The organism is Hydrocarboniphaga sp. (assembly GCF_965279055.1).
Lineage (GTDB): Bacteria > Pseudomonadota > Gammaproteobacteria > Nevskiales > Nevskiaceae > Hydrocarboniphaga.
Genome location: NZ_OZ257125.1, coordinates 1,553,453 through 1,576,359, shown reverse-complemented (window position 1 = coordinate 1,576,359; position 22,907 = coordinate 1,553,453). Strand labels below are relative to the sequence as shown.

Genomic DNA, 22,907 nt, shown 5'->3' with positions numbered 1-22,907 from the left:
ACTGAAGTTCAGGCCTGGGCCTGGGGATTCAAGAGCTGCTCCAGCGACATCGGCTGCTCGGTCGGCGTAATGCCGTCGAGCAGGCTTTCTACGACCTGGTCTTCCAGCACCACGGCGCTCAGGCTCTGCATCATCTGGGCGTTGCTGCGATAGTACTGCTTGACCTCTTCCGGCTGCTCGTAGTCGGCGGCCATGTCGTCCAGCGCCTTGTCGACGCGCGCCGGATCGAGCTTGATCGCACGCTCCTTGATCACCTCGCCGATCAGCAGGCCAAGGGCCACGCGGCGACGCGCGGTCTGCTCGAACAGCGAGGCCGGCAGCAGCTCGTCGCGCTTTTCGGCCGGCAGGTTGCGCAGGTTCATGCGCTGGGCGGCGTCTTCACGCAGACGCGGTACTTCCTGCTCGATCAGCGCGGCGGGCACGTCGATCGGGTTCTGCGACAGCAACTGCTCCAGCGCCTGCGACTTGAGGCGGCCGCGGATCGCCTTGTCACGCTCGTTCTCGAGCGCCTTCAATCCCTTGTCGCGCAGAGCGGCGGCGCTGTCGACGTTATGCGCCTTCAGGAACTCGGCGTCATCGACGTCGGGCAGCTTGGCGCCCTTGACCTCGTTGACGGTGACGTCGAAGTGCGCGGTCTTGCCCTTGAGTTCTTCCGACTGGTAGTTCTCCGGGAAGCTCACCGGCACGACGAAACTTTCGCCGGCGGCATGGCCGACGATGCCGTTCTCCAGGTCCGGCAGGAACTGGCCGGCACCGATCTCGAACTCGACCTTGTCGCCCTTGCCGCCCTGGAACGCCACGCCGTCGAGCTTGCCGTCGAAGTCGATGTTGACCAAGTCACCGGCAGCCGCGGCGCGGCTGACCACTTCCAGTTCGCGACGGCCCTTGCGCAGGTTGTCGACCAACTTGTCGATGTCGCTGTCCTGGATGTTGACCACCGGCTTCTCGATCGCCAGAGCGCCGAGGCCCTGCAGCACGATCTCCGGATAGACCTCGAAGCTCGCCACGTATTCCAGCGGCTGGCCTTCGGTTTCGGCGGTGATGTCGATCTTGGGCATGCCGGCCGGATTGACGCCGGCCTTGCCGAGCGCTTCCGGATAGCTCTTCTGCACCAGATCGCTGACCGCGTCCATGCGGGCGCTGGCGCCATACTGCTGCTGAATCACCTTGAACGGCGCCTTGCCCGGGCGGAAGCCCGGGATCTTGGCGCGCGAGGACATCTGCTTGAGGCGCTGATCAACCGCCTTGGCGACGTTCTCGGCAGGGATGCGGACTTTGAGTTGGCGGAGCAGGCCGCCGGCGGCTTCGAGCTGGACTTCCATTGAAGAATGACTCTTATATCGTTGAGAGGATTGACGATCCGGCTACTAGGGGCCTGATCTCTTGTTATCGGCTGAGTCGACCGAATCGGCGTCGAACCGGCAGCACAGCGGGCTTGCGGTGAAACGTGTTGGTGCGAAAGGCGAGACTCGAACTCGCACGCCTTGCGGCACAGGTACCTAAAACCTGGGCGTCTACCAATTCCGCCACTTTCGCCGACGCGCTCCACGCGGGCGCCGAAGTATATCAGCCACGGGCGGCGTGCCGGCACGACCCATCCAAGGCCATCCCGGCCGGATCATCCCCCGTTTCCAGAACCGTGCGACGAGCGGCGCTTGACGCATTATCGAGAATGATTATCATTCATAAACCCGCTGCGCCTAACGATGGACGACGACGAAGGAGTTGTACATGGAACCGATGCGCCTGAGCGCCACCTTGAGCCTGCCGAGCCGCCCCCAGCACCCGCAGCGCTGCGCGCCGCAGCCGCGGCTGAAAAGCCAGGATCTGTTCCGCGGCACACACGAACTGATCATCGAACACCAGGGGCAGGAATACCGCCTGCGCCTGACCCGCAACGACAAGCTGATCCTGAACAAATAAGTCCGGCATCGGTTTTAGTCCCCGTGTATCGATATCGCGGCCGACCCTAAGCGCTCGCGATATCGGTCTCCCGGGCATGGCGGCTCATGCACAATGTGCCGCCATGCCCGATCTAACCGACGCCCGGCGCCGTGCGCGCCTGCTGATCCTGCTGCTGCTCGGCACGGCGGTCCTGGCAACGACGCTCGGACTGAGCCTGGGCAGCATCGCGATTCCGCCGCTGCGCGTGCTCGGCGCGCTGCTGCCGCCACTGGGCGAACGCCTGTCGCCGGCGATCAGCCGATTCGAAGCCAGCGCGGTGCTCGACCTGCGCCTGCCGCGCGTGCTGCTGGCGCTGCTGGTCGGCGCCAGCCTGGCCCAGGCCGGCGCGGCGATGCAGGGCCTGTTCCGCAATCCGCTGGCCGATCCCGGCCCCCCCCCCCCCCCCCCCCCCCCCCCCCCCCCCCCCCCCCACCCCCCCCCCCCCCCCCCCCCCCCCCCCCCCCCCCCCCCACCCCCCCCCCCCCCCCCCCCCCCACCCCCCCCCCCCCCCCCCCCCCCCCCCCCCCCCCCCCCCCCCCCCCCCCCCCCCCCCCCCCCCCCCCCCCCCCCCCCCCCCCCCCCCCCCCCCCCCCCCCCCCCCCCCCCCCCCCCCCCCCCCCCCCCCCCCCCCCCCCCCCCCCCCCCCCCCCCCCCCCCCCCCCCCCCCCCCCCCCCCCCACCCCCCCCCCCCCCCCCCCCCCCCCCCCCCCCCCCCCCCCCCCCCCCCCCCCCCCCCCCCCACCCCCCCCCCCCCCCCCCCCCCCCCCCCCCCCCCCCCCCCCCCCACCCCCCCCCCCCCCCCCCCCCCCCCCCCCCCCCCCCCCCCCCCCCCCCCCCCCCCCCCCCCCCCCCCCCCCCCCCCCCCCCCCCCCCCCCCCCCCCCCCCCCCCCCCCCACCCCCCCCCCCCCCCCCCCCCCCCCTCCCCCCCCCCCCCCCCCCCCCCCCCCCCCACCCCCCCCCCCCCCCCCCCCCCCCCCCCCCCCCCCCCCCCCCCCCCCCCCCCCCCCCCCCCCACCCCCCCCCACCCCCCCCCCCCCCCCCCCACCCCCACCCCCCCCCCCCCCCCCCCCCCCCCCCCCCCCCCCCCCCCCCCCCCCCCCCCCACCCCCCCCCCCCCCCCCCCCCCCCACCCCCCCCCCCCCCCCCCCACCCCCCCCCCCCCCCCCCCCCCCCCCCCCCCCCCCCCCACCCCCCCCCCCCCCCCCCCCCCCCCCCCCCCCCCCCCCCCCCCCCCCCCCCCCCCCCCCCCCCCCCCCCCCCCCCCCCCCCCCCCCCCCCCCCCCCCCACCCCCCCCCCCCCCCCCCCCCCCCCCCCCCCCCCCCCCCCCCCCCCCACCCCCCCCCCCCCCCCCCCCCCCCCCCCCCCCCCCCCCCCCCCCCCCCCCCCCCCCCCCCCCCCCCCCCCCCCCCCCCCCCCCCCCCCCCCCCCACCCCCCCCCCCCCCCACCCCCCCCCCCCCCCCCCCCCCCCCCCCACCCCCCCCCCCCCCCCCCCCCCCCCCCCCCCCCCCCCCCCCCCCCCCCCCCCCCCCCCCCCCCCACCCCCCCCCCCCCCCCCCCCCCCCCCCCCCCCCCCCCCCCCCCCCCCCCACCCCCCCCCCCCCCCCCCCCCCCCCCCCCCCCCCCCCACCCCCCCCCCCCCCCCCCCCCCCCCCACCCCCCCCCCCCCCCCCCCCCCCCCCACCCCCCCCCCCCCCCCCCCCCCCCCCCCCCCCCCCCCCCCCCCCCCCCCCCCCCCCCCCCCCCCCCCCCCCCCCCACCCCCCCCCCCCCCCCCCCCCCACCCCCCCCCCCCCCCCCCCCCCCCCCCCCCCCCCCCCCCACCCCCCCCCCCCCCCCCCCCCCCCCCCCCCCCCCCCCCCCCCCCCCCCCCCCCCCCCCCCCCCCCCCCCCCCCCCCCCCCCCCCCCCCCCCCCCCCCACCCCCCCCCCCCCCCCCCCCCCCCCCCCCCCCCCCCCCCCACCCCCCCCCCCCACCCCCCCCCCCCCCCCCCCCCCCCCCCCCCCCCCCCCCCCCCCCCCCCCACCCCCCCCCCCCCCCCCCCCCCCCCCCCCCCCCCCCCCCCCCCCCCCCCCCCCCCCCCCCCCCCCCCACCCCCCCCCCCCCCCCCCCCCCCCCCCCCCCCCCCCCCCCCCCCCCCCCCCCCCCCCCCCCCCCCCCCCCCCCCCCCCCCCCCCCCCCCCCCCCCCCCCCCCCCCCCCCCCCCCCCCCCCCCCCCCCCCCCCCCCCCCCCCCCTGGTCGGCGTCGCCAGCGGCGCGGCGCTGGCCGCGGCGATGACGATCCTGCTGGCGCACGCGATCGCACCCTGGGCGCAGGCGCTGATCACCCCGGTCGCGGCCTTCGTCGGCGGGCTCGTGGTGGCGACAGCCGCCAGCCGCGTGGCGCGCTCCGCCGGTTATACCCGTGTCACCACGCTGCTGCTCGCCGGCCTGGCCGCGAACGCGCTGGCCGCGGCCGGCATCGGCTTCATCGTCTCGGTCGCCGATCCCGGCGCGCTGCGCAGCATCAGTTTCTGGATGTTCGGCTCGCTGGCCAAGGCCGGCTGGCGCGAGATCGCGGTCGGCGCGCCGCTGATGGTCGCCGTGATGCTGTGGCTGCCGAGCCAGGCGCGGGCGCTGAACGCGCTGCTGCTCGGCGAAGCCGAGGCACGGCACCTGGGTGTCGACGTGGAAAAGCTCAAGCGCCGGCTGCTGGCTGCGATCGTGCTCGCGGTGTCCTGCTGCGTCGCGTTGAGCGGGCTGATCGGCTTCGTCGGCCTGCTCGCGCCGCACTGGGTAAGGCTCTGGGCCGGGCCGGATCACCGGCTGCTGCTGCCGGCTTCGGCGCTGGTCGGCGCCTCGCTGCTGACTTTCGCCGATCTGGCCTCGCGGCTGGCGTTCGCGCCGCAGGAGCTACCGGTCGGCATTCTCACCGCCGCGCTGGGTGCGCCATTTTTTTTGTATCTGCTGCTGCGACATCGCGATCGCGTCGAGAGCTGGTAGCGATGCTCGCCGCGCACGAAGTCACGATCCAGCGCAGCGGCCGACGGCTGCTCGCCGGCGTGTCGCTGAGCGTCGCGCCCGGCCAGGTTCACGCGATCCTGGGCCCGAACGGCGCCGGCAAATCGACGCTGCTCGGCGTGCTCGCCGGCGATCTGCCGCCGGACAGCGGCCGGGTCGCGCTCGACGATCGCGACTTGTCGAACTGGGATCTTTCGGCGCTCGCCCGCCGCCGTGCGGTGCTACCGCAGCAGGAGAGCCTGCGCTTCGGCTTTACTGCGGCCGAAGTGGTTTCACTGGGCCGCCTGCCCTGGGGCGAGGCCGACGGCGACGCCCAGCGCCGCATCGTCAGCGAGGCGATGCAGGCCACGGGTGTCGAGGCGATGGCCGCGCAGCGCTACCCGACCTTGTCCGGCGGCGAACGGGCGCGCGTCCAGTTGGCGCGCGTGCTGGCACAGCTCGCTGGCGATCCGGCCGAGCCGCGCTATCTGCTGCTGGACGAGCCGACCGCGAGCCTCGATCTGGCGCACCAGTATCAGTGCCTGCGCCAGATGCGCCGCTTCGCCGCGGACGGCGGCGGTGTGCTCGCGGTGCTGCACGATCCGAATCAGGCGCTGGCGTTTGCCGACCGGGTGACGCTGCTGCAGCACGGCCGGCTGGTCGCCAGCGGCGCGGCGGCGGAGGTGCTCAGCGCCGAGCGCCTGTCGGCGCTCTATGGCATCGAGCTGGGCGTGCACGTCAGCGCCAGCGGCCACCGGCTGATCGCGCCGGTTTAGCTCAGCCGGCCCAGGCGCGGGCTATCAGGTGATCGAAGCGCGTATGCGCGGGCAAGGTGCCGAACGCCAGGCCGTGCTCGCCGCCGAGGCGGCTGCTGCAGAACGCCTGCGCGACGACCAGGTCGCCGCCGCGCAGCAGCAGCGCGCCCTGCAGGCACAGCGCCATGCGCTCGACCAGATCACGCGAGCGCACTTCCCAGGTGCCGGGATCGTCGAGCGCAACCTTGAGCCGCGCCACTTCGCGATCGAACGAGCTGTCCGCGCCACGCGCCTTGGACAGCTCCGCGAACAGCGCCTCGCGCGACTGGCCGTCGCGGCCGAGCGCGCGCAGCACGTCGAGACACTGCACGTTGCCGCTGCCTTCCCAGATCGAATTCAGCGGCGCCTGACGATACAGCCGCGGCATGATCGATTCCTCGACATAGCCGGCGCCGCCGTGACACTCCTGCGCCTCGTTGACCATCGCCGGCGCACGCTTGCAGTTCCAGTATTTGCCGGCCGCGGTGAGGATGCGGGCCAGCGAGTTTTCGCCCGCGTCGATCGCGCTGGCGGTGCGCATCGCCAGCGCGGTCGCGGCCTCGACCTCGAGCGCCAGATCGGCGAGCACGTTCTTCATCAGCGGCTGATCGACCAGCAGGCGGCCGAAAGCCTTGCGGTTGCGGCAATGGTGGATCGCCTGCACCAGCGCCTGGCGCATCAGCGCAGCCGAGCCGGTCATGCAATCCAGCCGGGTCAGCGCGACCATTTCGAGGATCGTCGCGACGCCGCGGCCTTCGCCGCCCACCGGCTCGGCCCAGGCGTTGTGGAATTCCACTTCGCTGGAAGCATTGCTCCAGTCGCCGAGCTTGTCTTTCAGCCGCTGGATGCGAATCGCGTTGCGCGTACCGTCGGGCAGGATTTTCGGCATCAGAAAACAGCTGACACCGGCGCCGGTCTGCGCCAGCACCAGCCAGGCGTCGCACATCGGCGCCGAGAAAAACCACTTGTGGCCGACGATGCGATAGCCGTCGCCGGTCTTGATTGCGCGCGTGGTGTTGGCGCGCACGTCGGAGCCGCCCTGCTTCTCGGTCATGCCCATGCCGATCGTGCAGCCGCGCTTTTGCGCCGCGGGCAGCACGCGCGGATCGTATTCCAGCGACGTAATGCGCGGCAGCCACTGCCGGGCCAGCTCCGGCGCGTGCTTCAGCGCCGGCACCGCGGCGTACGTCATCGTCAGCGGACAGCTGCTGCCGCTGTCGCCCTGATAGTGCAGATAAGCCAGCGCCGATCGCGCAACCTGCGCGCCCGGCTGCGGATTGCGCCAGGCGAAACTGTGCACGCCATGCTGCATGCCCAGCGACATGATGCGGTGATACGCCGGATGGAACTCGACTTCGTCGATGCGATGGCCGTAGCGATCGAAAGTCTTCAGCTTGGGCTTGTTCTCGTTGGCGGCGAAACCGAGATCGATCATTTCGCCGCCGATGACGGCGCCGTACTGCTTCAGCGCATCGCCGGCCCAGGCCGCTCGTTCGCGCTCGACAGCCTCACGCAAGGGCTGATCGCATTCATACGCGTTGTAGCCGCGCAGCGGCGGCGGCTGGTTGTCGACTTCATGGGTGAAGAACGGGTCGGTCGACGGATCGACCGCAGCAGCGGAATCGGCGAGTGCATTCGGCATGATCGAGGCGCTGAAAAGGAGATGACCGGATTAGAGCACGAGGCCACGCAGACGCCAGCGCGAAGACGAAAAAAGATTCGTCGGAACTCTTGTTTGCGCCGCACATCGTCGCCTATACTGCGCGCCCTCGGAAACGGGGCTATAGCTCAGCTGGGAGAGCGCCTGCATGGCATGCAGGAGGTCGTCGGTTCGATCCCGACTAGCTCCACCAAGTCTTTTCTCCGCGTTCCCATCGTCTAACGGTTAGGACATCACCCTTTCACGGTGAGTATAGGGGTTCGAATCCCCTTGGGAACGCCAATCATCGTACGGCCGGCAGCGAGCCCCGCGCTTCGCGAGTCACGTCGTGCCTGCGCTGTCGTCACGCCGATCCGATCAAATATCTATTGAATCGGCGTGGGCGAGCGGCGATGCTCCGCGCCAATCGAGCCCGGAGACAAAATCATGCAACTGCAAACGATATGGCCCTGGGCTTTGATTGTTGTGGCCCTGCCATTGCTCGCCTATCTGTACCTGAGATTGCGCCGGCGCCGGCACGCGGCGCAGCTGGCAGAGGATCTGGCCGCGCTTTCCGAGCGACGCCGCCAGCAGCAGCCGGTCGAGGTCGACCAGCGCGGACCGGACCCGCGCAGGCCCTAGCCGCGAGTTCCCCCGCTTAGCTGATCGCAGCGCAGCAATATAAGTAGCAAATCTGACTCCCTGTTCACCTGATTCGGGCACGGCTATCTTGGCGCGCCGATGGGGATCGGTTTCAGGTGGGGACTCCGTTATGAACCATTCAGAAGCTGCCAGTATTCAGCTGTCGACGCTGGGCCTGCGCCGCTCGCATTCGCCTGCATTCAAGACAGCCGAGGAACTGCGCGAAGAACGCCGCGAGCGTATGCGCCGCCTGCCGTTCCGCGAACAGCAGATCGTCAACCTTCAATTGCTGATCGCCTCCGCCGCCGCTAGCGCGATCCTGATCGGCGCTGCAGCACTGCTCGCGGCACCCCTGGCGATCCGTCGGCTGTCGCTCTGGCTCAGCGCCTGACGACCCGGCACCGGCGCCGCGTTCCTAGCGGCGCCTCGAACGTGTAGGCTTGGAATCCACCATTACGGTCGGATCCCGCGAGTGAATCGATGAAGCGCCTGAGCCTGCTCGACGCCTGCATGCTGCACATGGAATCGGTGGAAACGCCGATGCATGTCGGCGTGCTGCTGAACTTCAAGCTGCCGGCCAAGGCCGGGCCCGATTACCTGAGCCAGCTGGTTGCCCGCCTGCGCAGTTATCCGGTCGCGCGGCCACCGTTCAATCACGTGCTGGCGCAGGGCCTGTTCAGCCGCATCGCGCCGTCATGGGAGATCACGCAGGACGTCGATCTCGACTACCACCTGCGGCATTCGGCGCTGCCCCGCCCCGGCGGTGAACGCGAACTGGGCATGCTGATTTCGCGGCTGCATTCGCATCCGCTGGATCTGAGCCGGCCGCCCTGGGAATGCCATGTGATCGAGGGCCTGGAGAACCGGCGCTTCGCGATTTACTTCAAGGGCCATCATGCGGCGATCGACGGCATGGGCGGGCTGCGCCTGCTCAAGTCCTGGCTGTCGGAAGACGCGGGCCTGCTGAACCAGCCGCCGCCGTGGGCGATGCCGCTGCCGGTGAACGTGCGCTTGCCAAGCCAGGGGCCGCTGGCGCCGCTGCAGCAGTGGCTGGGTCGCGCGAAATCGCAGCTCAAGGCGCTGCCCGAGCTGTATCGCAGCCTGGCGCGCGCGGCGCAGGAATATCCCAACGGCAGCATCCACGCGCTGTTCAAGGCGCCGCACAGCACGCTCAACGCCAACATCGGCGGCCAGCGCCGCTTCGCGACGCAGAATCTGCGGCTGGCGCGCTTCAAGAAAATCGCCGAGCACGTGGGTGCCTCGGTCAACGACGTGGTGCTCGCCGTCGTCGGCGGCGCGCTGCGCCGCTACCTGCTGGAACTCGAGGCGCTGCCACGCCAGTCGCTGGTATCGATGGTACCGGTCGCGCTGCGGCCGCAACGCGGCAGGGTCGGCGGCAATTCCATGAGCGGCCTGATCGTCGATCTGGAAACACAGATGGCGGATCCGAGCGCGCGCCTCACCGCGATCAACACCTCGACCCTGGCCGGCAAGCGTCACGTGCAGCGCATGTCGCGCGCGGCGCTGGCGCAGTACAGCCTGCTGCTGATGGCGCCGCTGACCCTGAGCCAAGTGACGCGCGCGGCGACGCGCCTGCCGCCGCTGTTCAACCTGATCGTGTCCAACGTGCAGGCATCCAAGCACAAGCTGTATTTCGACGGCGCCGAACTCGAAGGCATGTTCCCGCTGTCGGTGCTGTTCCGCGGCCAGGCCTTGAACGTGACCGTGCTCGGTTACGCCGACACCCTGACTTTCAGCTTCACCGCCTGCCGCGGCGCGGTGCCCAGCGTGCAGCGGCTCGCGGTGCACGCCGGCGACGCGCTCGGCGAACTCGAGCAGGCGCTGGGCATTACCGATACCAGCAGCCTGCGCGTGGTTTCAATCCACAGCGCGCCGCGTGCGCGTCAGCGGCGGGCAACAGCCACTGATGGAACCTAGCACCGCGCCCATCGGCAGCAGCTGATCGGCCGACACGCTCTTGCCGCTGTTGACGAAGCCGACCGAAATATCGCGCGCCGGATCGGCCCAGCAGATCGTCGTCAGAAATCCGAGATGGCCAAAAGCGCTGCGACAGTTGCGGCCGTAAATGCCCGCCGGCCATTCGCCGAGCACGAAGCCGGCGCTGAAACGCACCGGCAGTAACAAGGTGCGATCGATATGGATCGGCCCGGCAGGGCGGATCGCCTCGGCGATGGTCTCCGGCTTGAAGATCTGCTTGCCGTTGTACTGGCCGCCGCGCAGCAGCATTTCGTAAAAGGCGCCGGCCTCGTCGCCGGTCGCGTAGATGTTGCCGGCCGGAATCACCGACGACATGAAGCCGTCGCTGTTGGAGACTGAGGTCGCCTCCTCGAACGAGGCGCCGAGCACGTTCTCGACGTACTTGGTCAGCGGAAACCAGGTGCGCGGGCCGGTGCAGTAGTTGAAGGCGGCCTTGGCGCGCCGCGCCTGGGGCACACCGAAGGTCATCGTGCCCAGGCCCATCGGCTCGGTGATGATCTCGCGCAACAGATCGCGCATGTGCGCGCCGGACACGCGCTGTGCGAGCTCGCCGAGAATGAAGCCGCCGGTGATCGCGTGATAGCTCTGCGAATCACCACCGGCATGCATCGGCTTGGCAGCGCACAGACGCGCGACGACGTCATCCCAGTCGAACAGCATCTGCGGCGTCGCGCCTGCGGGCACACGCGGAATGCCGGCGCGATGCGCCAGCAGGTGGCGCACGGTGGTCGCGCCCTTGCCCTCGACGCCGTACTCCGGAATGAACCGCGCGATGCGATCGTCCAGGCTCAGATGCCGTTGCTCGACCAGCTTGTGCACCAGCATCGCAGTGATCGCTTTCGACGCCGAATACAGGCAGATCGGCGTGTCGTTGGTGCACAACAGGCCTGGATTGCGGCCGTCGGACAGGCGCGCATGACCGATGGTGCGGCGAATCACGATCCGGCCTTTGCGCCGCAGCGTCAGCGCGATCGCCGGCTGCAGGCCGCTGCGATACAGGCCCTCGATGCTGTGCCAGATCTTGTCGACCTGGGCCTGCGTCATGTCCACCGAAGCGGGATCGACTTCGGCCGCGGCGTCGCGCGTGGTCACGCTGGCCAGGTCTTTCGGCACCGGCACGCGGTTGGGCCTGAGCAGTGACTTCAGGCTCATGCGTAATCCTTGAGCAACTTCACTGAAATCCCGCCGTCGGCGGCGGTGCGGCGCTGCACGTCGTCGGCGATCAGCTTCTCGACCTTGCCGCCGAGCAGCGGAATGCCGCAGCGTATCGTCCAGTCGAGCTTGAGCACGCTGGCCTTGGCGCCGGCGGCTTGCAGGCGCATGTCGGCATGCACGCTGGCCGGGGCGCCGGTGATTTCGATATCGATCTGGCCGACGTAGCTGGACACTTGCCAGGCATCGGTCTGGGTCACGCGGATCGCGTCGCCGACCAGCTTCTTGGCGAAGTCCGGCACCCGCGTATCGCCAGCCGCACGGAAGCGGTACTGCAGGCTGAAGTTCTCGCCTGCAACGTGTTGGATCACGGCATAGTCGGAGACTTCCAGCGCCTGGTACTTGCGCTCGAAGTAGGCCGGATCGGTGAACATTTTCATGACCACGGCCGGCGGCCGCGGATACTTCAACTCGCTGCTGAATTTCATCGCCATAGGGCTATGGTTTCCGTCCCAGGGACCGTCAAAAAAAAGCCGCCGGTATGACCCGGCGGCTTGTGAACAGGTAACGCTCTCGAAGGATTTCGAGCGTTACTTCGTCGTCATCTTCTGCACCGAGCTGGCGTTGAAGTAGTCGTCGTTGAACTTCTGCGTCAGATCGTAGGGCTGATCTTCGTTGAACGCGGCGGTGATGAAGTAACGGCCGGAATCGAAGTGGTAGATCACTTCCGGCACGGTCGAGGCGGCGAGGATGTTGTAGCCGACGATCAGATGGCCCTCATGCAGCTGTACCAGCTGATTGCGGCTGTCGTAGTTGTCTTCGGCGACGATGTTCCAGCTGTCTTCGTCGAGGTACATGGTGCGCTTGTGGAAGGTGTGGCTGGTGCCTTCCTTGAGGTTGGCCTCGACCACCCAGACGCGGTGCAGCTCATAGCGCGACAGGTCCTGGTTCAAGTGCTTCGGACGCACCAGGTCCTTGTACTTGACGGTGTTGCCGGCGATCTTGTTGCTGTCGTACGGGATGAACATTTCCTTCTTGCCGACGAGCTTCCAGTTGAAGCGCTCCAGCGAGCCATTGAACATGTCCACCTGGTCGTAGAACTGGTGGCCATCGGTGCCCTCGTAGGGGTTGTCGCAGCACACCGTCGGCGCGCGGCGGATGCGCTTGAGCGCCGGCGTGTACAGCCAGGCCGCGCGTCCCGCTTCGCCGGTACCGGCTTTTTCGTGGACCAGAATGAAGGTGCCGGCCAGACGCGGCGGCGCCACCGTGCGCGACAAGTAGCGCAGGAATTCGCCCGAGGTCTTGGTCAGCGGAACCTGCTTGGTGATCGAGCCGTAGTAGAACTGCGCGTCTTCGATGATCTTGGTCAGCTGGTACGTGCCATCACGCTGCACGATCATCTGGTTGTTGTAGCGCTTGGCCGCTTCACCGCGGAACTTCAGCTTGTGGTTCCAGATCGGCTCCGCGCCGGTCTTCGGAATCGGGAACGGAAAGCCGAGCTTGCAGTTGTCCAGCGTGTCGGTGCCGATCATTTCGCAGCTGGTCGCGTTCTTGACCGTGGCCGCCTTGATTTCGTCGGGGAAATTGACCTCGCGATGCGTCGGATAGACGTTCATCTTGTAGGTGTCGTAATTCTTCAGCAGCCACTTGTGACCTTCGGTCAGCTTGTCGGCGTACTGCGCCATGTTGGCGGCGGTGATCGTGAACTTGGGCTTTTCCGCGTCGATCTTGGCGTCGTGCGGGAATTCGCCCTTCAGATCGCCATGCTTGGTCGCCGGCGTCCATTCGGGGATCGTGCCGTCCTTGTTACCGGCCTTTTCTGCGCCGACCGGCGTCAGATCCTTGCCGAGTTTGCCCGCTTCATCGGGACCAACTTTTGCTGCGGCGAGCGCTGCATAACCTATGCAGAACGCGCCGAATGCGACAGCGAAGCGCTGTTTCATGGACCATCTCCTCACTAGGGACCAGGTCGCTGTTACACGCCCGGTTATTGTTGATAAAAGCAGACGCGGGATGCTAGCCAATTCCTGCAAAACTTCCAAACATTTCCGCCACCCAGACGCTGATGCAGTTACAGCGTACTGGTAAAAAAAATCCAACGCGATGGCATGACAAAACGGTCAGCCATTGCGATCAAACAAATCAGGTCTTATCCAGTTTGGCCAGGGCCGCCAACAATGCACTTCTGGCGCTGAATTCCGAACGCAAATGCGCCAGCATCACGAATACACCCGCCAGACGGCGATGCAGAAACACGATCTCGCGTGGCGGCACTCTGAAGTGCACGGACAGGGCGTTTTTGGCGCCGGCCTGCGCCGCGCGCATCGGCAGGTCGCTTTCGCCCCAGCGATAGTCGCCGGTCGCGGTCAGCATTATTTCGGGAATGCGGCCTTCGGCAGGATCGGTGAAAGGCTCGACGATGGTCTCACACATTTCGGCGAAGGCCTGCATCGCCGGCTTCGGAAAGCCGGCCTGGATCAGGCCGATTTCGCGAGCGCCGCGTTCCATCAGCTTGAGATCGCGCTCGATCGCGCCGCGCACGATACAGGCGTAGGAGCGGATGAACGTGCGATCGAAGCGCCGCGTCGCGCCGAAGTCGATCAGCACGATCTGATCGCGGCTGGCATCGTCGCCGATGCGAAAGCGATAGTTGCCGAAGTGCGGGTCGGTCTGCACCAGGCCCCAGTCGAAGAACTCGGTCAGGAACAGCTCGAAGAAGGCCTCGCCAAGCGCATCGCGCCGCGCCTGCGACAGCCGCTGCACCGCCGGCGCGCGGCCGCTGCAGCCGCTTTCGTACGTCGTCGTCAGTACCCGCGCCGCGGAATAGTCGCCGATGACCTGCGGCACCGCGAAGCGCCGATCCTTGGCTAGGCGCCGGGCGAAATCCTCGGTGAAACGGCGCTCGGCGACGTAGTCGACCTCCTGCACCAGCATCTCGCGCAGTTCGGCGAAGATCGGCTGGATGTCCAGGCCCTTGGGCGTCAGCCGCGACATCAGCAGCAGCCGCGACAGCGTCTTGATGTCGCTGTCGATCGCATCGGCCACGCCGGGATACTGGATCTTGACGACCAGTTCCAGACCGTCGCGTTTGCGCCGCGCCCGGTGCGCCTGGCCCAGCGACGCCGCGGCGATCGGTTCTTCTTCGATTTCCAGCTCACGCAGCCTGTCCCGGCCCAGCTGCTGTTCGAGCACGGGCCTGACGAATTTCCACGACACCGCGGGCGTGTCGTCCTGCAAGGTCGACAGCACCTCCACGGCTTCTTCCGGCAGAAAATACTGCCCGTACAGCGACAGCATCTGCCCGGCCTTCATCACGCTGCCCTTGAGCTGGCCGAGTTCGTCGGCCAGTATCTGCGCCTGCTGCTGATAGAAGTCGCGGTTGGCTTCGTCGCGCGATACGCTGCCCCGAAACATGTTGCGCAGGCTGTGGGCGACGATGCTGCTGCCGGCGCCGAAGCCGAGCTTGGTCAAGGCGAGATTGCGTTCGAACGGCCGCGTCTTCAGGCGGTCCATTCCGGGCTTTCTGATCGGCGGCCGCGACGGATCGTCGTTATGCTCCGACATGCCCAACCTCTTCTGACCTGGTAGACGACCTACGATGCGAACACTTTCGGACATTCTGCTGGTAGACGATCAACGCGAGGCGGTGGCCGCAGCCTGCGCGAGCGTCGTCGAACGCCATCTGAACGGATTGCGCAGCCTGCGCGGCATTGCATTGAAGGCCGCGCTGGCGATGTTCAAGACCGCGATACCCGACGCGATCCCGCGCGTGGTGCGCAAGCTGCTGCCGGATTTCGCGGTGGCGCTGGAGCCTCTGCATCAGCAGTTCCGTCAGTCATCGGAAACCGATTTTAGCGTGTTCCTCGGCCAGCATTCGGACGAGGCGACCGAGGCGCTGACCGGTGTCATCGACCGCCGCGCCGCCGCGAGTCCCAACGAGCCGGTGAAGAAGGCTTACAACAAGCTGCGCAACGGCGTTCGTGACGAGTTGAAGGCGATCCTGCCGGAGCTGGGCAAGACCATCAACGGCTATCTGAACCGGTAAGCCGCTCAGCGCGCGGCGCGATCCGGCTTCGGCCCGGCCAGCGGCATGCCGGCCGCGACCATCTGACGCGGCGCAGCGGCCTGGTTCGCCGCGATCAGGTTGCGCTCGATACGCGGCTGCAGGCTCGCCAGATTGTCGGCACGCAGTTGCATCATCGCCTGCTCGCGCAGCGTGTCGACTCCGGCCTGGCCCGCCCGGGGTTCGACCGCCAGTGTCAGCGTGCTGGTCGCCAGCAACAGCAGCCCTGCCGCCAGCTTGATTGTGGTTTTCATGTCGTCTCCTTTTCTTCCCTGTACCGCCTGCAACCCTCAGATGCGCCGGCGGTCGAACAGGTTGGAATCGGTCGACAAAATATTTCGTCGCGGCCGGCTTTATGACTCATCGGCTGTTAAGCCGCTGGTTCGTAGCGTCGACGCGGTCCTATTTCTGGTTTACCGAGGAGAAAACAACATGAAAATCACCAACCGCCATGTCAGTGCGGGCTTCGCCGCCGTGCTGCTGTCGTCGTTGGCGCTGCCCGCTTTCTCCGCCGACGCGACGCCGGTCGGCCGCTGGCAGACCATCGACGACGCGACCGGCAAGCCCAAGTCCATCGTCGAGATCAGCGACAACGGCAGCGGCGAATTGCAGGGCAAGGTCGTGCAACTGCTGAATCCGTCCAAGCCCAACCCGACCTGCGACAACTGCGATGGCGAGCGCAAGGGCAAGCCGATCCAGGGCATGACGATCCTGTGGGGCGTGAAGAAGGATGGCGACAGCTGGGGCGGCGGCAAGATCCTCGATCCCGAAAAGGGCAAGGTCTACGGCGCCAAGCTGACGCCTGAAGCCGGCGGCCAGAAGCTGCAGGTGCGCGGCTACATGGGCGTGTCGATGCTCGGCCGCACCCAGGAGTGGGTCAAGGCGCCGTAAGGCTCCGGCTGCACATCCCGGGTTTCACCCGGGCTACGTTAGAGTCGTAGCCCGGTGAAACGGGATTTTTTTAGCGGCGCCCGTACTGTTGCTTGACCGCCTCGGGCGTGAAATCCGAATCCTTGAGCCCCGGCAGGTCGTATTGCGCCGGCGGTTCTTCCGCGGTCAGGCGATTGATGAAGTAACGCCCGTCCTTGAAGTCGTAGGTCACTACCGGCAGGCAGTTGGCGGTCTGCGCGTCGTACAGCGCCAGCAGATGGCCTTCCTGAAACCGCCACAGCGTGCGGTCGTCGCGCTGGTAGTTTTCGACCAGCACCACGTTCCAGCTGTCCTCGTCGACATAGAACACGCGCTTGCCGAAGCTGTGGCTCTTGCCGCCACGCTCGGTCGCCTCGATCACCCAGACGCGGTGCAACTCGTAGCGGGTCGCCTCGGGATTCAGATAACCGGGCCTGATCAGCTGCGAATACTGATAGCGGCCATCGCCGATGCGGTAGTTGTTGTACGGCAGATACAGCTCGCGCTTGCCGACGGTCTTCCATACGTAACGATCGAACGCGCCGTTGTACATGTCGACCATGTCGATGAACTGCAGGCCATCGGAGCCGGGGAAAGGCTGGTCGTAGCCCACCGGCGGAATGCGGAACATGCGGCCCAGATCCAGCGGCAGCGCCCAGACATTGCGCGACCCGCGCTGGATGTCGGCGGTCTCGTGCACCAGCGCCAGGAAATCCTTGCGCCCCGCGCTGCGGCCAAACCAGCTCAGGTAATACAGCAGCACGTTCTTGTCGGCGAGGTCGATCGGATTGGCGATGTTGCCGTAGCGGTAGTAGACCAGCTCGGTCTGCTTCAGCCAGCTGGCGGCGCCATCCTTCTGCACGATCGCTTGAGCGGTCTGCAACTTGATCGAGTCGCCGCGATAGCGTGTGCGGTGATTCCACATGATCTCGACGCCCGAACTGGGCTTGGGGAACGGCACGCCGAGCCTGGCACCGCTGAGCGAATCCGAGCCGATCAGTTTGGCGCGGCCGATGTTCGCCTGGCTGGCGTCGTAGATCGCCTGCGGATAGGCGACGCTGCGATGCGTCGCATACACCGGCATCGCGTAACCGGGCCGCGTCGCCAGCAGCTGGCGATGGCCGTCCGAGAGCTTGCCGGCGTACTGGCCGACATTGTCCTTGGTGATCGTGAACAGCGGTTTTTCGCCGGCGAAAACGTCCTTGAGCTTCTGGCCTTTGAGCACGCCGGCGGGACGCGCGATGCCGCCGGTCCAGGCCGGGATGATGCCGTCGCTGCTGGCGCCGCGTTCGGCGCCGATCGGGGTGATGCCGCCAGCCGGCGAAGTCGCGGCCTGCGTCACCGCCGCGGCGGCCAGCGGCGCCGTGACGGCGATGCTGTCGCCCATCAGACGATTGCTGATCTGGGTTTCGTCGTCCTGCTGACGCTGGCGCAAGGCGGCGACTGCGTTCAGCGCCTCGTCGCGCGCCCTGCCCGACTCCAGATACTTGATCCAGTCGCCGGCGAGTTTCCTGCTCTGCGCAAATTCCTGCGCGGAACGGAACGCGGTCAGTGCGCCGTCGATGTCGGCCTGCTGGTAGCGCGCCAGGCCCAGGGTCATCAGCAGGTTGCCGCTGCGCAGCGACGTGCCGGCGAGTTTCTCCAGATCGCTGGAGGCTTCGGCGTATTCTTCGCGTTCCATGTGCAGCTGCGCTTTCTGCTGCAGCAGATCGTTGCTCGGCGCCAGCGCCAGCGCACGATCCAGTGCGGCCAGTGCGAGTTTTTTCTCGCGCGCGGCGAGCCATAACGTCGCCAGCAGTTTGCGGTTCGCCGCATCGTCGGCGAGCAGCTTGCCCTCGATCCAGCCGGTCAGCAGCGAACCGGCCTCGAACGGCGCGCCGATCTGCGCGGTCAGGGTCACCAGCCGCAGGCGATCCTGGGCGTCGCGCAGATAGCCGAGCCGCGAAGCCACTTCCATCACCGCCTGCGCTCGCTCCTTGTTGCCGGCCTTCATGCTGACCGCGGCCAGCTGCAGCCATTCGTCGCGACGCGTCGGGTCACGCTTGACTGCCTCTTCCAGCAAAGGCAGCGCGTCTTTTTCCCGGCCTGCGCCGAGATACGCCGCGAGCAGTGCGCGCTTCCAGCTCAGGTCCGCATTCGGCACCGCGCGCACGCCTTTTTCCAGAAGGCTCGCCGCTTCGGCGTAACGTTTCTGTTCAAGATAGGCAGCACCCAGCGCGACATAGGTTTCCGGCGCGGCCTTGCCGGTTTTCACCTGCGCCTCGAGCTGCGGCAGCAGCTGCTTGGTGTTGCCGTTGGCGGCGTACAGCTGCGCCAGATCCTGGCGCATCGCGTTTTCGGCCGGCCCGGCGAGCGCCTTGGTCGCGATCGCCTGTTCGAGCAATTGCGCGGCCTGCTTGTAGTCCTTCTTTTGCGCGGCGGCAGCGGCCATGTCGCGCAGCAGCAGCGCGCGGCCGTAGGGGTCGGTGGTCTGCTTCAGCAGAACCTGCGGATCGACCGGCTTCTGCGCCGGCGTGTTCGGCACCTCGCGCACTTCGCTCTTGTACTGGTCGGCGTACGTCGGCTGCGCCGCGCACAGCGCGGCAACGATCAGCAGGCAGCGATTGAGGCGCGTGCGATTCAACGGTAGTTGTAAGCGCAGTCGGCCGGGTCCATCGGCACACGCTGGCGGACTTCGGCGGATTTGCCTGTGCGTTCGTACAGCCAGTTGCCGATGCTCTCGACCGCGGCCGCCTCGAACACACCGCGTGGCTCGGCGTTGATGATGCGCACGTTCTTGACGTGGCCGTCCGGATCGACGGTGAAAATCGCCTCGACCCAGCCGCCGAGTTTTTGCTTGCAGGCCCATTCCGGCATCTGCGGCCGCGCGGTCGACAACGGCACCAGCGGCTTGCCTTTCCAGGCGCCACCACCACCGCCGGCTCCGGAGCCGGTGCCATTACCGCCACCGCCGCTGCCGGCGAATCCGCCGAAGCTGCCGGACGAACCCAGTGACGGTCCGCCGCCGATCGCGAGGCTGCCGGTGGGCACCGCGATCGCGCCGACATCGACCGGCGCCACCGCGATCGCCGGCATCGACAGCGCCGGCACGGCCGCTTGCGCCAGCGACGGCGGCGCGGCCGGCGGTGGTGGCGGCGCGTTCTGCAGGGTCTTCATCGGGTCCTGCGGCGGATTGTCGTCGCGCTGGGTCTGCACCACGCGCACGTCCTCGATGATCTGCTCGGGCTCGGCGACGCTGTCGCGCGAACGGATCGCCCAGACCATCAGCAGGAACAGCAGCCAGGTAATCAGCAACGCAGCCGGCGGCAGCCATAGCCAGCGGGTGCGCGATGGCCATGACAGCGCGTCGATGGGCTGGGTTTGCGTCGTCACGCTCGATCACGAACGGTCGACGACAACACCGCACTCGGTGCGTATCGAGTGATACCTGCGATTTCGGTCCGCTCCCTCGATACGCGAGCAAGCTCGCTACTCGGGACGAACGGAGCGTGGTTGTGATGCATATGAAAATAGATACCGCGCTACTTCGGCTGCGCCGCGATCGCGACGTCGGCGACACCGGCGAGGCGTGCCTGGTCCATCGCCTCGACCATCAGGCCGGCGCGTGCATCACGATCGGCCTGGATCACCACCGCCGCTTTCGGCCGGTCGTGACGCATGCGCTCGATCTCGCCGCGCAGCCGGCGGATGTCGACACGCTGGCGGTCGATCCAGATTTCGTTGCTCGCCGATACCGCGACGAAGATGCTGCCCTTGTCCTCGGGCTTGGCGGTCTTTGCGGCCGGCCGGTTCACCTTGATGCCGGACTCGTGCACGAAAGCCGCGGCGATGATGAAGAAGATCAGCAGGTTCATCACGAAGTCGAGCATCGGCGCGAGATCGATGCCGGTTTCTTCCTGCACCACGGTGTGACGGCGGAACTTCATGGCGCGGCTCCGGGGCGGGCATCGAGCAGGTCGAACAATTCATTGAGGCGCGCGGTTTCGCGCTGGATACGCGAGCTGAACAGATGCGTGAAGAACAGGCCGATCAGGCTGACCACCAGCCCGGCCATCGTTGCGATCATCGCGTGGCTGATGCCGTCGGCCATCGCACGCGTGTCGGCATTGCTGGCCGAGGTCATCGCGTCGAACACCTGCAGCATGCCGGTGACGGTGCCCAGCAAACCCAGCAGCGGCGCCATCGGCACGGTGACCTTGATCAGCGAGATGCCGGACTCCAGGCCCAGTTGCAACTGCGACACCATCGCCGCGCGTATGCGCTGCGCGGCCCAGCTGTCGCGCTCGCTGCGCGCGCGCCATTCGGCGAGCACCGCGGCACGGCGCAGCGGATGGATCTTCCACAGATACCAGCCGCGCTCCAGCACCAGAGTCCACATGACCAGCGCGGCGATCAGGATCCAGCCGACGACCCAGCCACCCGAGTCGAGAAAATCGCTCAGCAGATGGACCGGCAGCAGCAGCGTCTCAAGCACGCGCCGTGCCCCGATGCGCTTCCAGATGGCGTGCCAGCAGGCCGGCGGCCTGCTCGTCGAGGACCTGCGTCAGCGCCCGCGAACGCGAGCCGAGGAAGCTGTTGGCGAACAGCAGCGGGATCGCGATGATCAAGCCCAGCACGGTCGCGATCATCGCCTGCGAAATGCCGCCGGCCATGACCTTGGGATCGCCGGCGCCGAGCTCGGTGATCACCTGGAACGTCAGGATCATGCCGACGACGGTGCCGAGCAGACCGAGCAGCGGGCCGGCGGCGACGATCATTTTCAGTAAGGATTGATAGCGCTCGAGCTTTGGTGTCTCTTTCAGAATCGCCTCGGACAGCCGCGTCTCCAGCACTTCCGGATCCTGCAGCAGCAGCGCGTCGGCGTCGCTGCCGGCGCCGATGCTGGCGAGCACGCGCCCCAGCGGATTGTCGCTGCTGGGCCGGTCGATCTGGCGCAGCTGCGCGCGCACGCGCGCGTCGACACGCAGCAGATACACCAGCTGATAAATCGCCAGCGCCGCGCCGACGATGCCGATGAAGATGATCACGTAGCCGACCGCACCGCCCTGCTCGATGCGCTCGCCCAGCGACGGCCGATCGGCCGCACGCCGCAGCAGCGCGCCGCGCGAGGGATCGACCAGAATCGCGGCGAGTTCGTCGTCGCCATCGCCGAAGTCTTTCGCCAAACCGGTGTGGCCTGGCTGATGCGCGAGCGTCGCGAGCTTGCCTCTCTCCGGCTGCAGCGCGAGATAGCGCCCATCCGCAAACGCGGTGAACTCGCCGATGCGCGTGACCTGCGCCTGCTGCGGCGCGCCTTCGGCGTCGAACACCTCGGCGTTGAAGCGCGCAACCTTGCCGCCTTCGGCGATCTCCTGCGCATACAGCAGCCACAGTCGCTCGAGTTCGTCGACACCAGGCAACTCGCGCGCCTGCGCCAGCTTGTCCAGCTCCTGCAGGCGATCCGGAAACTGCGGCGTCACCAGCGAATCCGCGGCCTGCGCGCGGAAGCCGGCGGCGGCTTCGGACACGGCCGAGAAAATCTGCGCGCTGTCGCCGACACGGCCTTCGAGCTGCTGCTTCAGCGCGGCGATGCCGGCCTGCGCGCCGTCGAAGCGGCCTTTCGCCGCCTTGGCGCGCGCATCCGCCGAGTTGCGTGCGCCTTCGGCCTCGGCGAGCAGCGCCGCCTGCTGATTCTTGTCGCGCAGAAAACGCGCCTCGCGCTCGGCATTGGTCCTGGACATGTCGCGCGAGCCTTCACGAATCTGCTCGACGAGTTGGTCCAGACCATTGGGCTTGGGCGGCGGCGAAGGCGGCGCCACTGCGGCGACGGCGCCGGCCGACATCAGTGCGCATGTCAGCAGAAAAGCCGCGCGCAGCGCCATCATGATTTGGCTCCGGCGTTGCTCTGCGGCATCGGCAGCTGCAGCAGATCCGGCGCCAGGGTTTCGCGCGCCATGCGCAGGCCGCGGCGCACCGGCGTGATGTACTGGCTGTCCAGCGGCTGCCAGCTGGCCTTGCTCGCATCCCACCAACCGGCCTCGCGACCGTCAGTGCTCAGGTAGAACAGCGCGGTGCGGCCGACGCGCAGCATGTCGACCGAACGATGATCGACCTCGGTACGCTCGGCACCGAGCGTGCGGCCGTATTCGGCCTCGATCTGGTAGGCCTCGAGAATGCGCTTGAACTTGTCGGCATTGCTCGCCGAAGGATCGGCCATCAGCCGCTTGATGCCGTCGACGCGCTCCTGCCGCTCCTGCTTCAGGAACGGCAGATCCGCGGCGACGATTTTCTCCAGGCCCTGGGTCATGCGCAGCATCAGCGGCAGCAGTTCACGCTCGGTGCGATCGATTTCGGTCAGCTGGCGCTGCAGCGAATCACGCTCCGCTTCCTGCCCCCTGGCGAGTTCTTCGAGCTGGTCGGCGTACACCTTGAGCTGCTGCGACTGCCAGGTCGCCGAGCGATAGCGCTCGAGCATCTGCTGAGTGGCGTCGTCGAGCTGGTTGATGCGGCCCTGGGACTCGCTTGCGGCGCGATTCGCCGACGTGGTCGCGTCCAGCGCCTGCCCGACTGGATCGGCCGCGCCCGCCGCGTGCACGCCAGCGCTCAGTGCCACAGCCGAAATCGCGGCCCGCCAGCGGGCCTGATTGAACATCCGCACCTGTCTGCTCCTCGATCCGCTGTGTCTTCAAATTCGACGAGGCCGTCCCCATGCCTTGCGCATGCTGCGGCTCTGCGCCAAGGTTCGACGCGTGCGCGAGCCTTGTCAACGCATACTCGGACTAGTTTGCGCGCATGGAGCGTCTGCGCTC

21 protein-coding genes, 3 tRNA genes and 1 pseudogene are annotated in these 22,907 nt (G+C 68.3%); 11 read left to right on the top strand and 14 right to left on the bottom strand.

Translation table 11 applies throughout. The annotated features are described in order from the left end of the window. Positions 1–8: 8 nt before the first annotated feature. Both tig and ACQZF9_RS07260 read right to left on the bottom strand, forming a co-directional pair. Positions 9–1,322, bottom strand: a complete 1,314-nt coding sequence (gene tig, locus ACQZF9_RS07265) for a trigger factor (protein ID WP_428312581.1) — start codon at positions 1,320–1,322, stop codon at positions 9–11. Positions 1,323–1,451: 129 nt separating this feature from the next. Continuing rightward, positions 1,452–1,536: transfer RNA gene (locus tag ACQZF9_RS07260), tRNA-Leu, on the bottom strand. A gap of 195 nt (positions 1,537–1,731) precedes the next feature. Here ACQZF9_RS07260 and hemP point away from each other — a divergent pair. From hemP to ACQZF9_RS07240, 4 genes and pseudogenes are all read left to right on the top strand, one after another. Beyond that, positions 1,732–1,923: a hemin uptake protein HemP gene (gene hemP, locus ACQZF9_RS07255; RefSeq protein WP_428312580.1), complete on the top strand. Its 192-nt coding sequence runs from the start codon at positions 1,732–1,734 to the stop codon at positions 1,921–1,923. A 76-nt stretch (positions 1,924–1,999) separates the two neighbouring features. Next, a pseudogene (locus tag ACQZF9_RS07250) lies at positions 2,000–2,275 on the top strand (iron ABC transporter); the annotation flags it as partial. Positions 2,276–4,217: 1,942 nt separating this feature from the next. After that, complete coding sequence (locus ACQZF9_RS07245; protein ID WP_428312579.1) at positions 4,218–4,925, top strand: FecCD family ABC transporter permease; 708 nt, start codon at positions 4,218–4,220, stop codon at positions 4,923–4,925. A 2-nt stretch (positions 4,926–4,927) separates the two neighbouring features. Then, positions 4,928–5,698, top strand: a complete 771-nt coding sequence (locus ACQZF9_RS07240; protein ID WP_428313384.1) for a heme ABC transporter ATP-binding protein — start codon at positions 4,928–4,930, stop codon at positions 5,696–5,698. A 1-nt stretch (position 5,699) separates the two neighbouring features. Here ACQZF9_RS07240 and ACQZF9_RS07235 read toward each other — a convergent pair whose 3' ends face one another. Then, entirely contained in the window at positions 5,700–7,358 is a 1,659-nt protein-coding gene (locus ACQZF9_RS07235; protein WP_428312578.1) for an isovaleryl-CoA dehydrogenase, read from the bottom strand. 135 nt (positions 7,359–7,493) lie between these two features. Between ACQZF9_RS07235 and ACQZF9_RS07230 the strand changes: the two genes are divergently transcribed. From ACQZF9_RS07230 to ACQZF9_RS07210, 5 genes are all read left to right on the top strand, one after another. Beyond that, a tRNA-Ala gene (locus ACQZF9_RS07230) sits at positions 7,494–7,569 on the top strand. 14 nt (positions 7,570–7,583) lie between these two features. Beyond that, positions 7,584–7,658 (top strand) — tRNA-Glu (locus ACQZF9_RS07225). Between the two features lie 144 nt (positions 7,659–7,802). Then, on the top strand, positions 7,803–7,997 hold the full coding sequence (locus tag ACQZF9_RS07220) for a hypothetical protein (protein ID WP_428312577.1): 195 nt from the start codon (positions 7,803–7,805) through the stop codon (positions 7,995–7,997). Positions 7,998–8,127: 130 nt separating this feature from the next. Further along, positions 8,128–8,388, top strand: a complete 261-nt coding sequence (locus ACQZF9_RS07215) for a hypothetical protein (protein WP_428312576.1) — start codon at positions 8,128–8,130, stop codon at positions 8,386–8,388. A gap of 89 nt (positions 8,389–8,477) precedes the next feature. Then, positions 8,478–9,935 (top strand): WS/DGAT/MGAT family O-acyltransferase, encoded by a 1,458-nt coding sequence (locus ACQZF9_RS07210; RefSeq protein ID WP_428312575.1) that lies wholly within the window; start codon positions 8,478–8,480, stop codon positions 9,933–9,935. On the opposite strand, the gene ACQZF9_RS07205 is transcribed toward ACQZF9_RS07210, so the two are convergent. From ACQZF9_RS07205 to ACQZF9_RS07190, 4 genes are all read right to left on the bottom strand, one after another. Beyond that, positions 9,876–11,147: a serine hydrolase domain-containing protein gene (locus tag ACQZF9_RS07205; RefSeq protein ID WP_428312574.1), complete on the bottom strand. Its 1,272-nt coding sequence runs from the start codon at positions 11,145–11,147 to the stop codon at positions 9,876–9,878. The two genes, ACQZF9_RS07210 and ACQZF9_RS07205, sit on opposite strands and share 60 nt — an antisense overlap. Then, positions 11,144–11,635 (bottom strand): DUF2505 domain-containing protein, encoded by a 492-nt coding sequence (locus ACQZF9_RS07200; protein WP_428312573.1) that lies wholly within the window; start codon positions 11,633–11,635, stop codon positions 11,144–11,146. Before ACQZF9_RS07200 ends, ACQZF9_RS07205 begins: the two co-directional genes overlap by 4 nt. Positions 11,636–11,737: 102 nt before the next feature. After that, positions 11,738–13,090, bottom strand: coding sequence for a DUF1329 domain-containing protein (locus ACQZF9_RS07195; RefSeq protein ID WP_428312572.1), 1,353 nt, complete (start codon positions 13,088–13,090; stop codon positions 11,738–11,740). A gap of 199 nt (positions 13,091–13,289) precedes the next feature. Next, the gene (locus ACQZF9_RS07190; protein ID WP_428312571.1) at positions 13,290–14,711 is read right to left on the bottom strand and encodes an ABC1 kinase family protein; all 1,422 of its coding nucleotides are present in this window, start codon (positions 14,709–14,711) and stop codon (positions 13,290–13,292) included. Between the two features lie 34 nt (positions 14,712–14,745). On the opposite strand from ACQZF9_RS07190, the gene ACQZF9_RS07185 reads away from it, so the two are divergent. After that, the gene (locus ACQZF9_RS07185; protein ID WP_428312570.1) at positions 14,746–15,192 is read left to right on the top strand and encodes a DUF6918 family protein; all 447 of its coding nucleotides are present in this window, start codon (positions 14,746–14,748) and stop codon (positions 15,190–15,192) included. A gap of 5 nt (positions 15,193–15,197) precedes the next feature. Here ACQZF9_RS07185 and ACQZF9_RS07180 read toward each other — a convergent pair whose 3' ends face one another. Then, positions 15,198–15,464, bottom strand: coding sequence for a hypothetical protein (locus ACQZF9_RS07180; RefSeq protein ID WP_428312569.1), 267 nt, complete (start codon positions 15,462–15,464; stop codon positions 15,198–15,200). Between the two features lie 178 nt (positions 15,465–15,642). On the opposite strand from ACQZF9_RS07180, the gene ACQZF9_RS07175 reads away from it, so the two are divergent. Next, a complete protein-coding gene (locus ACQZF9_RS07175; RefSeq protein WP_428312568.1) occupies positions 15,643–16,101 on the top strand; it encodes a DUF2147 domain-containing protein in 459 nt (152 codons plus the stop codon). 70 nt (positions 16,102–16,171) lie between these two features. Here ACQZF9_RS07175 and ACQZF9_RS07170 read toward each other — a convergent pair whose 3' ends face one another. The 6 genes from ACQZF9_RS07170 to ACQZF9_RS07145 all read right to left on the bottom strand — a co-directional run bounded on the left by ACQZF9_RS07170 (position 16,172) and on the right by ACQZF9_RS07145 (position 22,750). Continuing rightward, a complete protein-coding gene (locus ACQZF9_RS07170; protein WP_428312567.1) occupies positions 16,172–18,742 on the bottom strand; it encodes a DUF1329 domain-containing protein in 2,571 nt (856 codons plus the stop codon). Then, positions 18,739–19,491 carry an energy transducer TonB gene (locus tag ACQZF9_RS07165; RefSeq protein ID WP_428312566.1) on the bottom strand — a complete coding sequence of 251 codons (753 nt, stop codon included), beginning with the start codon at positions 19,489–19,491 and terminating at the stop codon, positions 18,739–18,741. The genes ACQZF9_RS07170 and ACQZF9_RS07165 overlap by 4 nt, the downstream gene beginning before the upstream one ends. Before the next feature lie 149 nt (positions 19,492–19,640). Further along, the gene (locus tag ACQZF9_RS07160; RefSeq protein ID WP_428312565.1) at positions 19,641–20,045 is read right to left on the bottom strand and encodes an ExbD/TolR family protein; all 405 of its coding nucleotides are present in this window, start codon (positions 20,043–20,045) and stop codon (positions 19,641–19,643) included. Then, a complete protein-coding gene (locus tag ACQZF9_RS07155; protein WP_428312564.1) occupies positions 20,042–20,593 on the bottom strand; it encodes a MotA/TolQ/ExbB proton channel family protein in 552 nt (183 codons plus the stop codon). Before ACQZF9_RS07155 ends, ACQZF9_RS07160 begins: the two co-directional genes overlap by 4 nt. After that, entirely contained in the window at positions 20,586–21,983 is a 1,398-nt protein-coding gene (locus ACQZF9_RS07150) for a MotA/TolQ/ExbB proton channel family protein (RefSeq protein WP_428312563.1), read from the bottom strand. Before ACQZF9_RS07150 ends, ACQZF9_RS07155 begins: the two co-directional genes overlap by 8 nt. Next, positions 21,980–22,750, bottom strand: coding sequence for a DUF3450 domain-containing protein (locus ACQZF9_RS07145; protein ID WP_428312562.1), 771 nt, complete (start codon positions 22,748–22,750; stop codon positions 21,980–21,982). The genes ACQZF9_RS07150 and ACQZF9_RS07145 overlap by 4 nt, the downstream gene beginning before the upstream one ends. Between the last annotated feature and the right edge of the window lie 157 nt (positions 22,751–22,907).

What these genes read in the sequence shown, in the direction of transcription:
- tig (WP_428312581.1), bottom strand. Translation starts at nt 1,322, where the DNA reads ATGGAAGTCCAGCTCGAAGCCGCCGGCGGCCTGCTCCGCCAACTCAAA.
- hemP (WP_428312580.1), top strand. Translation starts at nt 1,732, where the DNA reads ATGGAACCGATGCGCCTGAGCGCCACCTTGAGCCTGCCGAGCCGCCCC.
- ACQZF9_RS07245 (WP_428312579.1), top strand. Translation starts at nt 4,218, where the DNA reads ATGACGATCCTGCTGGCGCACGCGATCGCACCCTGGGCGCAGGCGCTG.
- ACQZF9_RS07240 (WP_428313384.1), top strand. Translation starts at nt 4,928, where the DNA reads ATGCTCGCCGCGCACGAAGTCACGATCCAGCGCAGCGGCCGACGGCTG.
- ACQZF9_RS07235 (WP_428312578.1), bottom strand. Translation starts at nt 7,358, where the DNA reads ATGCCGAATGCACTCGCCGATTCCGCTGCTGCGGTCGATCCGTCGACC.
- ACQZF9_RS07220 (WP_428312577.1), top strand. Translation starts at nt 7,803, where the DNA reads ATGCAACTGCAAACGATATGGCCCTGGGCTTTGATTGTTGTGGCCCTG.
- ACQZF9_RS07215 (WP_428312576.1), top strand. Translation starts at nt 8,128, where the DNA reads ATGAACCATTCAGAAGCTGCCAGTATTCAGCTGTCGACGCTGGGCCTG.
- ACQZF9_RS07210 (WP_428312575.1), top strand. Translation starts at nt 8,478, where the DNA reads ATGAAGCGCCTGAGCCTGCTCGACGCCTGCATGCTGCACATGGAATCG.
- ACQZF9_RS07205 (WP_428312574.1), bottom strand. Translation starts at nt 11,147, where the DNA reads ATGAGCCTGAAGTCACTGCTCAGGCCCAACCGCGTGCCGGTGCCGAAA.
- ACQZF9_RS07200 (WP_428312573.1), bottom strand. Translation starts at nt 11,635, where the DNA reads ATGAAATTCAGCAGCGAGTTGAAGTATCCGCGGCCGCCGGCCGTGGTC.
- ACQZF9_RS07195 (WP_428312572.1), bottom strand. Translation starts at nt 13,090, where the DNA reads ATGAAACAGCGCTTCGCTGTCGCATTCGGCGCGTTCTGCATAGGTTAT.
- ACQZF9_RS07190 (WP_428312571.1), bottom strand. Translation starts at nt 14,711, where the DNA reads ATGTCGGAGCATAACGACGATCCGTCGCGGCCGCCGATCAGAAAGCCC.
- ACQZF9_RS07185 (WP_428312570.1), top strand. Translation starts at nt 14,746, where the DNA reads ATGCGAACACTTTCGGACATTCTGCTGGTAGACGATCAACGCGAGGCG.
- ACQZF9_RS07180 (WP_428312569.1), bottom strand. Translation starts at nt 15,464, where the DNA reads ATGAAAACCACAATCAAGCTGGCGGCAGGGCTGCTGTTGCTGGCGACC.
- ACQZF9_RS07175 (WP_428312568.1), top strand. Translation starts at nt 15,643, where the DNA reads ATGAAAATCACCAACCGCCATGTCAGTGCGGGCTTCGCCGCCGTGCTG.
- ACQZF9_RS07160 (WP_428312565.1), bottom strand. Translation starts at nt 20,045, where the DNA reads ATGAAGTTCCGCCGTCACACCGTGGTGCAGGAAGAAACCGGCATCGAT.
- ACQZF9_RS07150 (WP_428312563.1), bottom strand. Translation starts at nt 21,983, where the DNA reads ATGATGGCGCTGCGCGCGGCTTTTCTGCTGACATGCGCACTGATGTCG.
- ACQZF9_RS07145 (WP_428312562.1), bottom strand. Translation starts at nt 22,750, where the DNA reads ATGTTCAATCAGGCCCGCTGGCGGGCCGCGATTTCGGCTGTGGCACTG.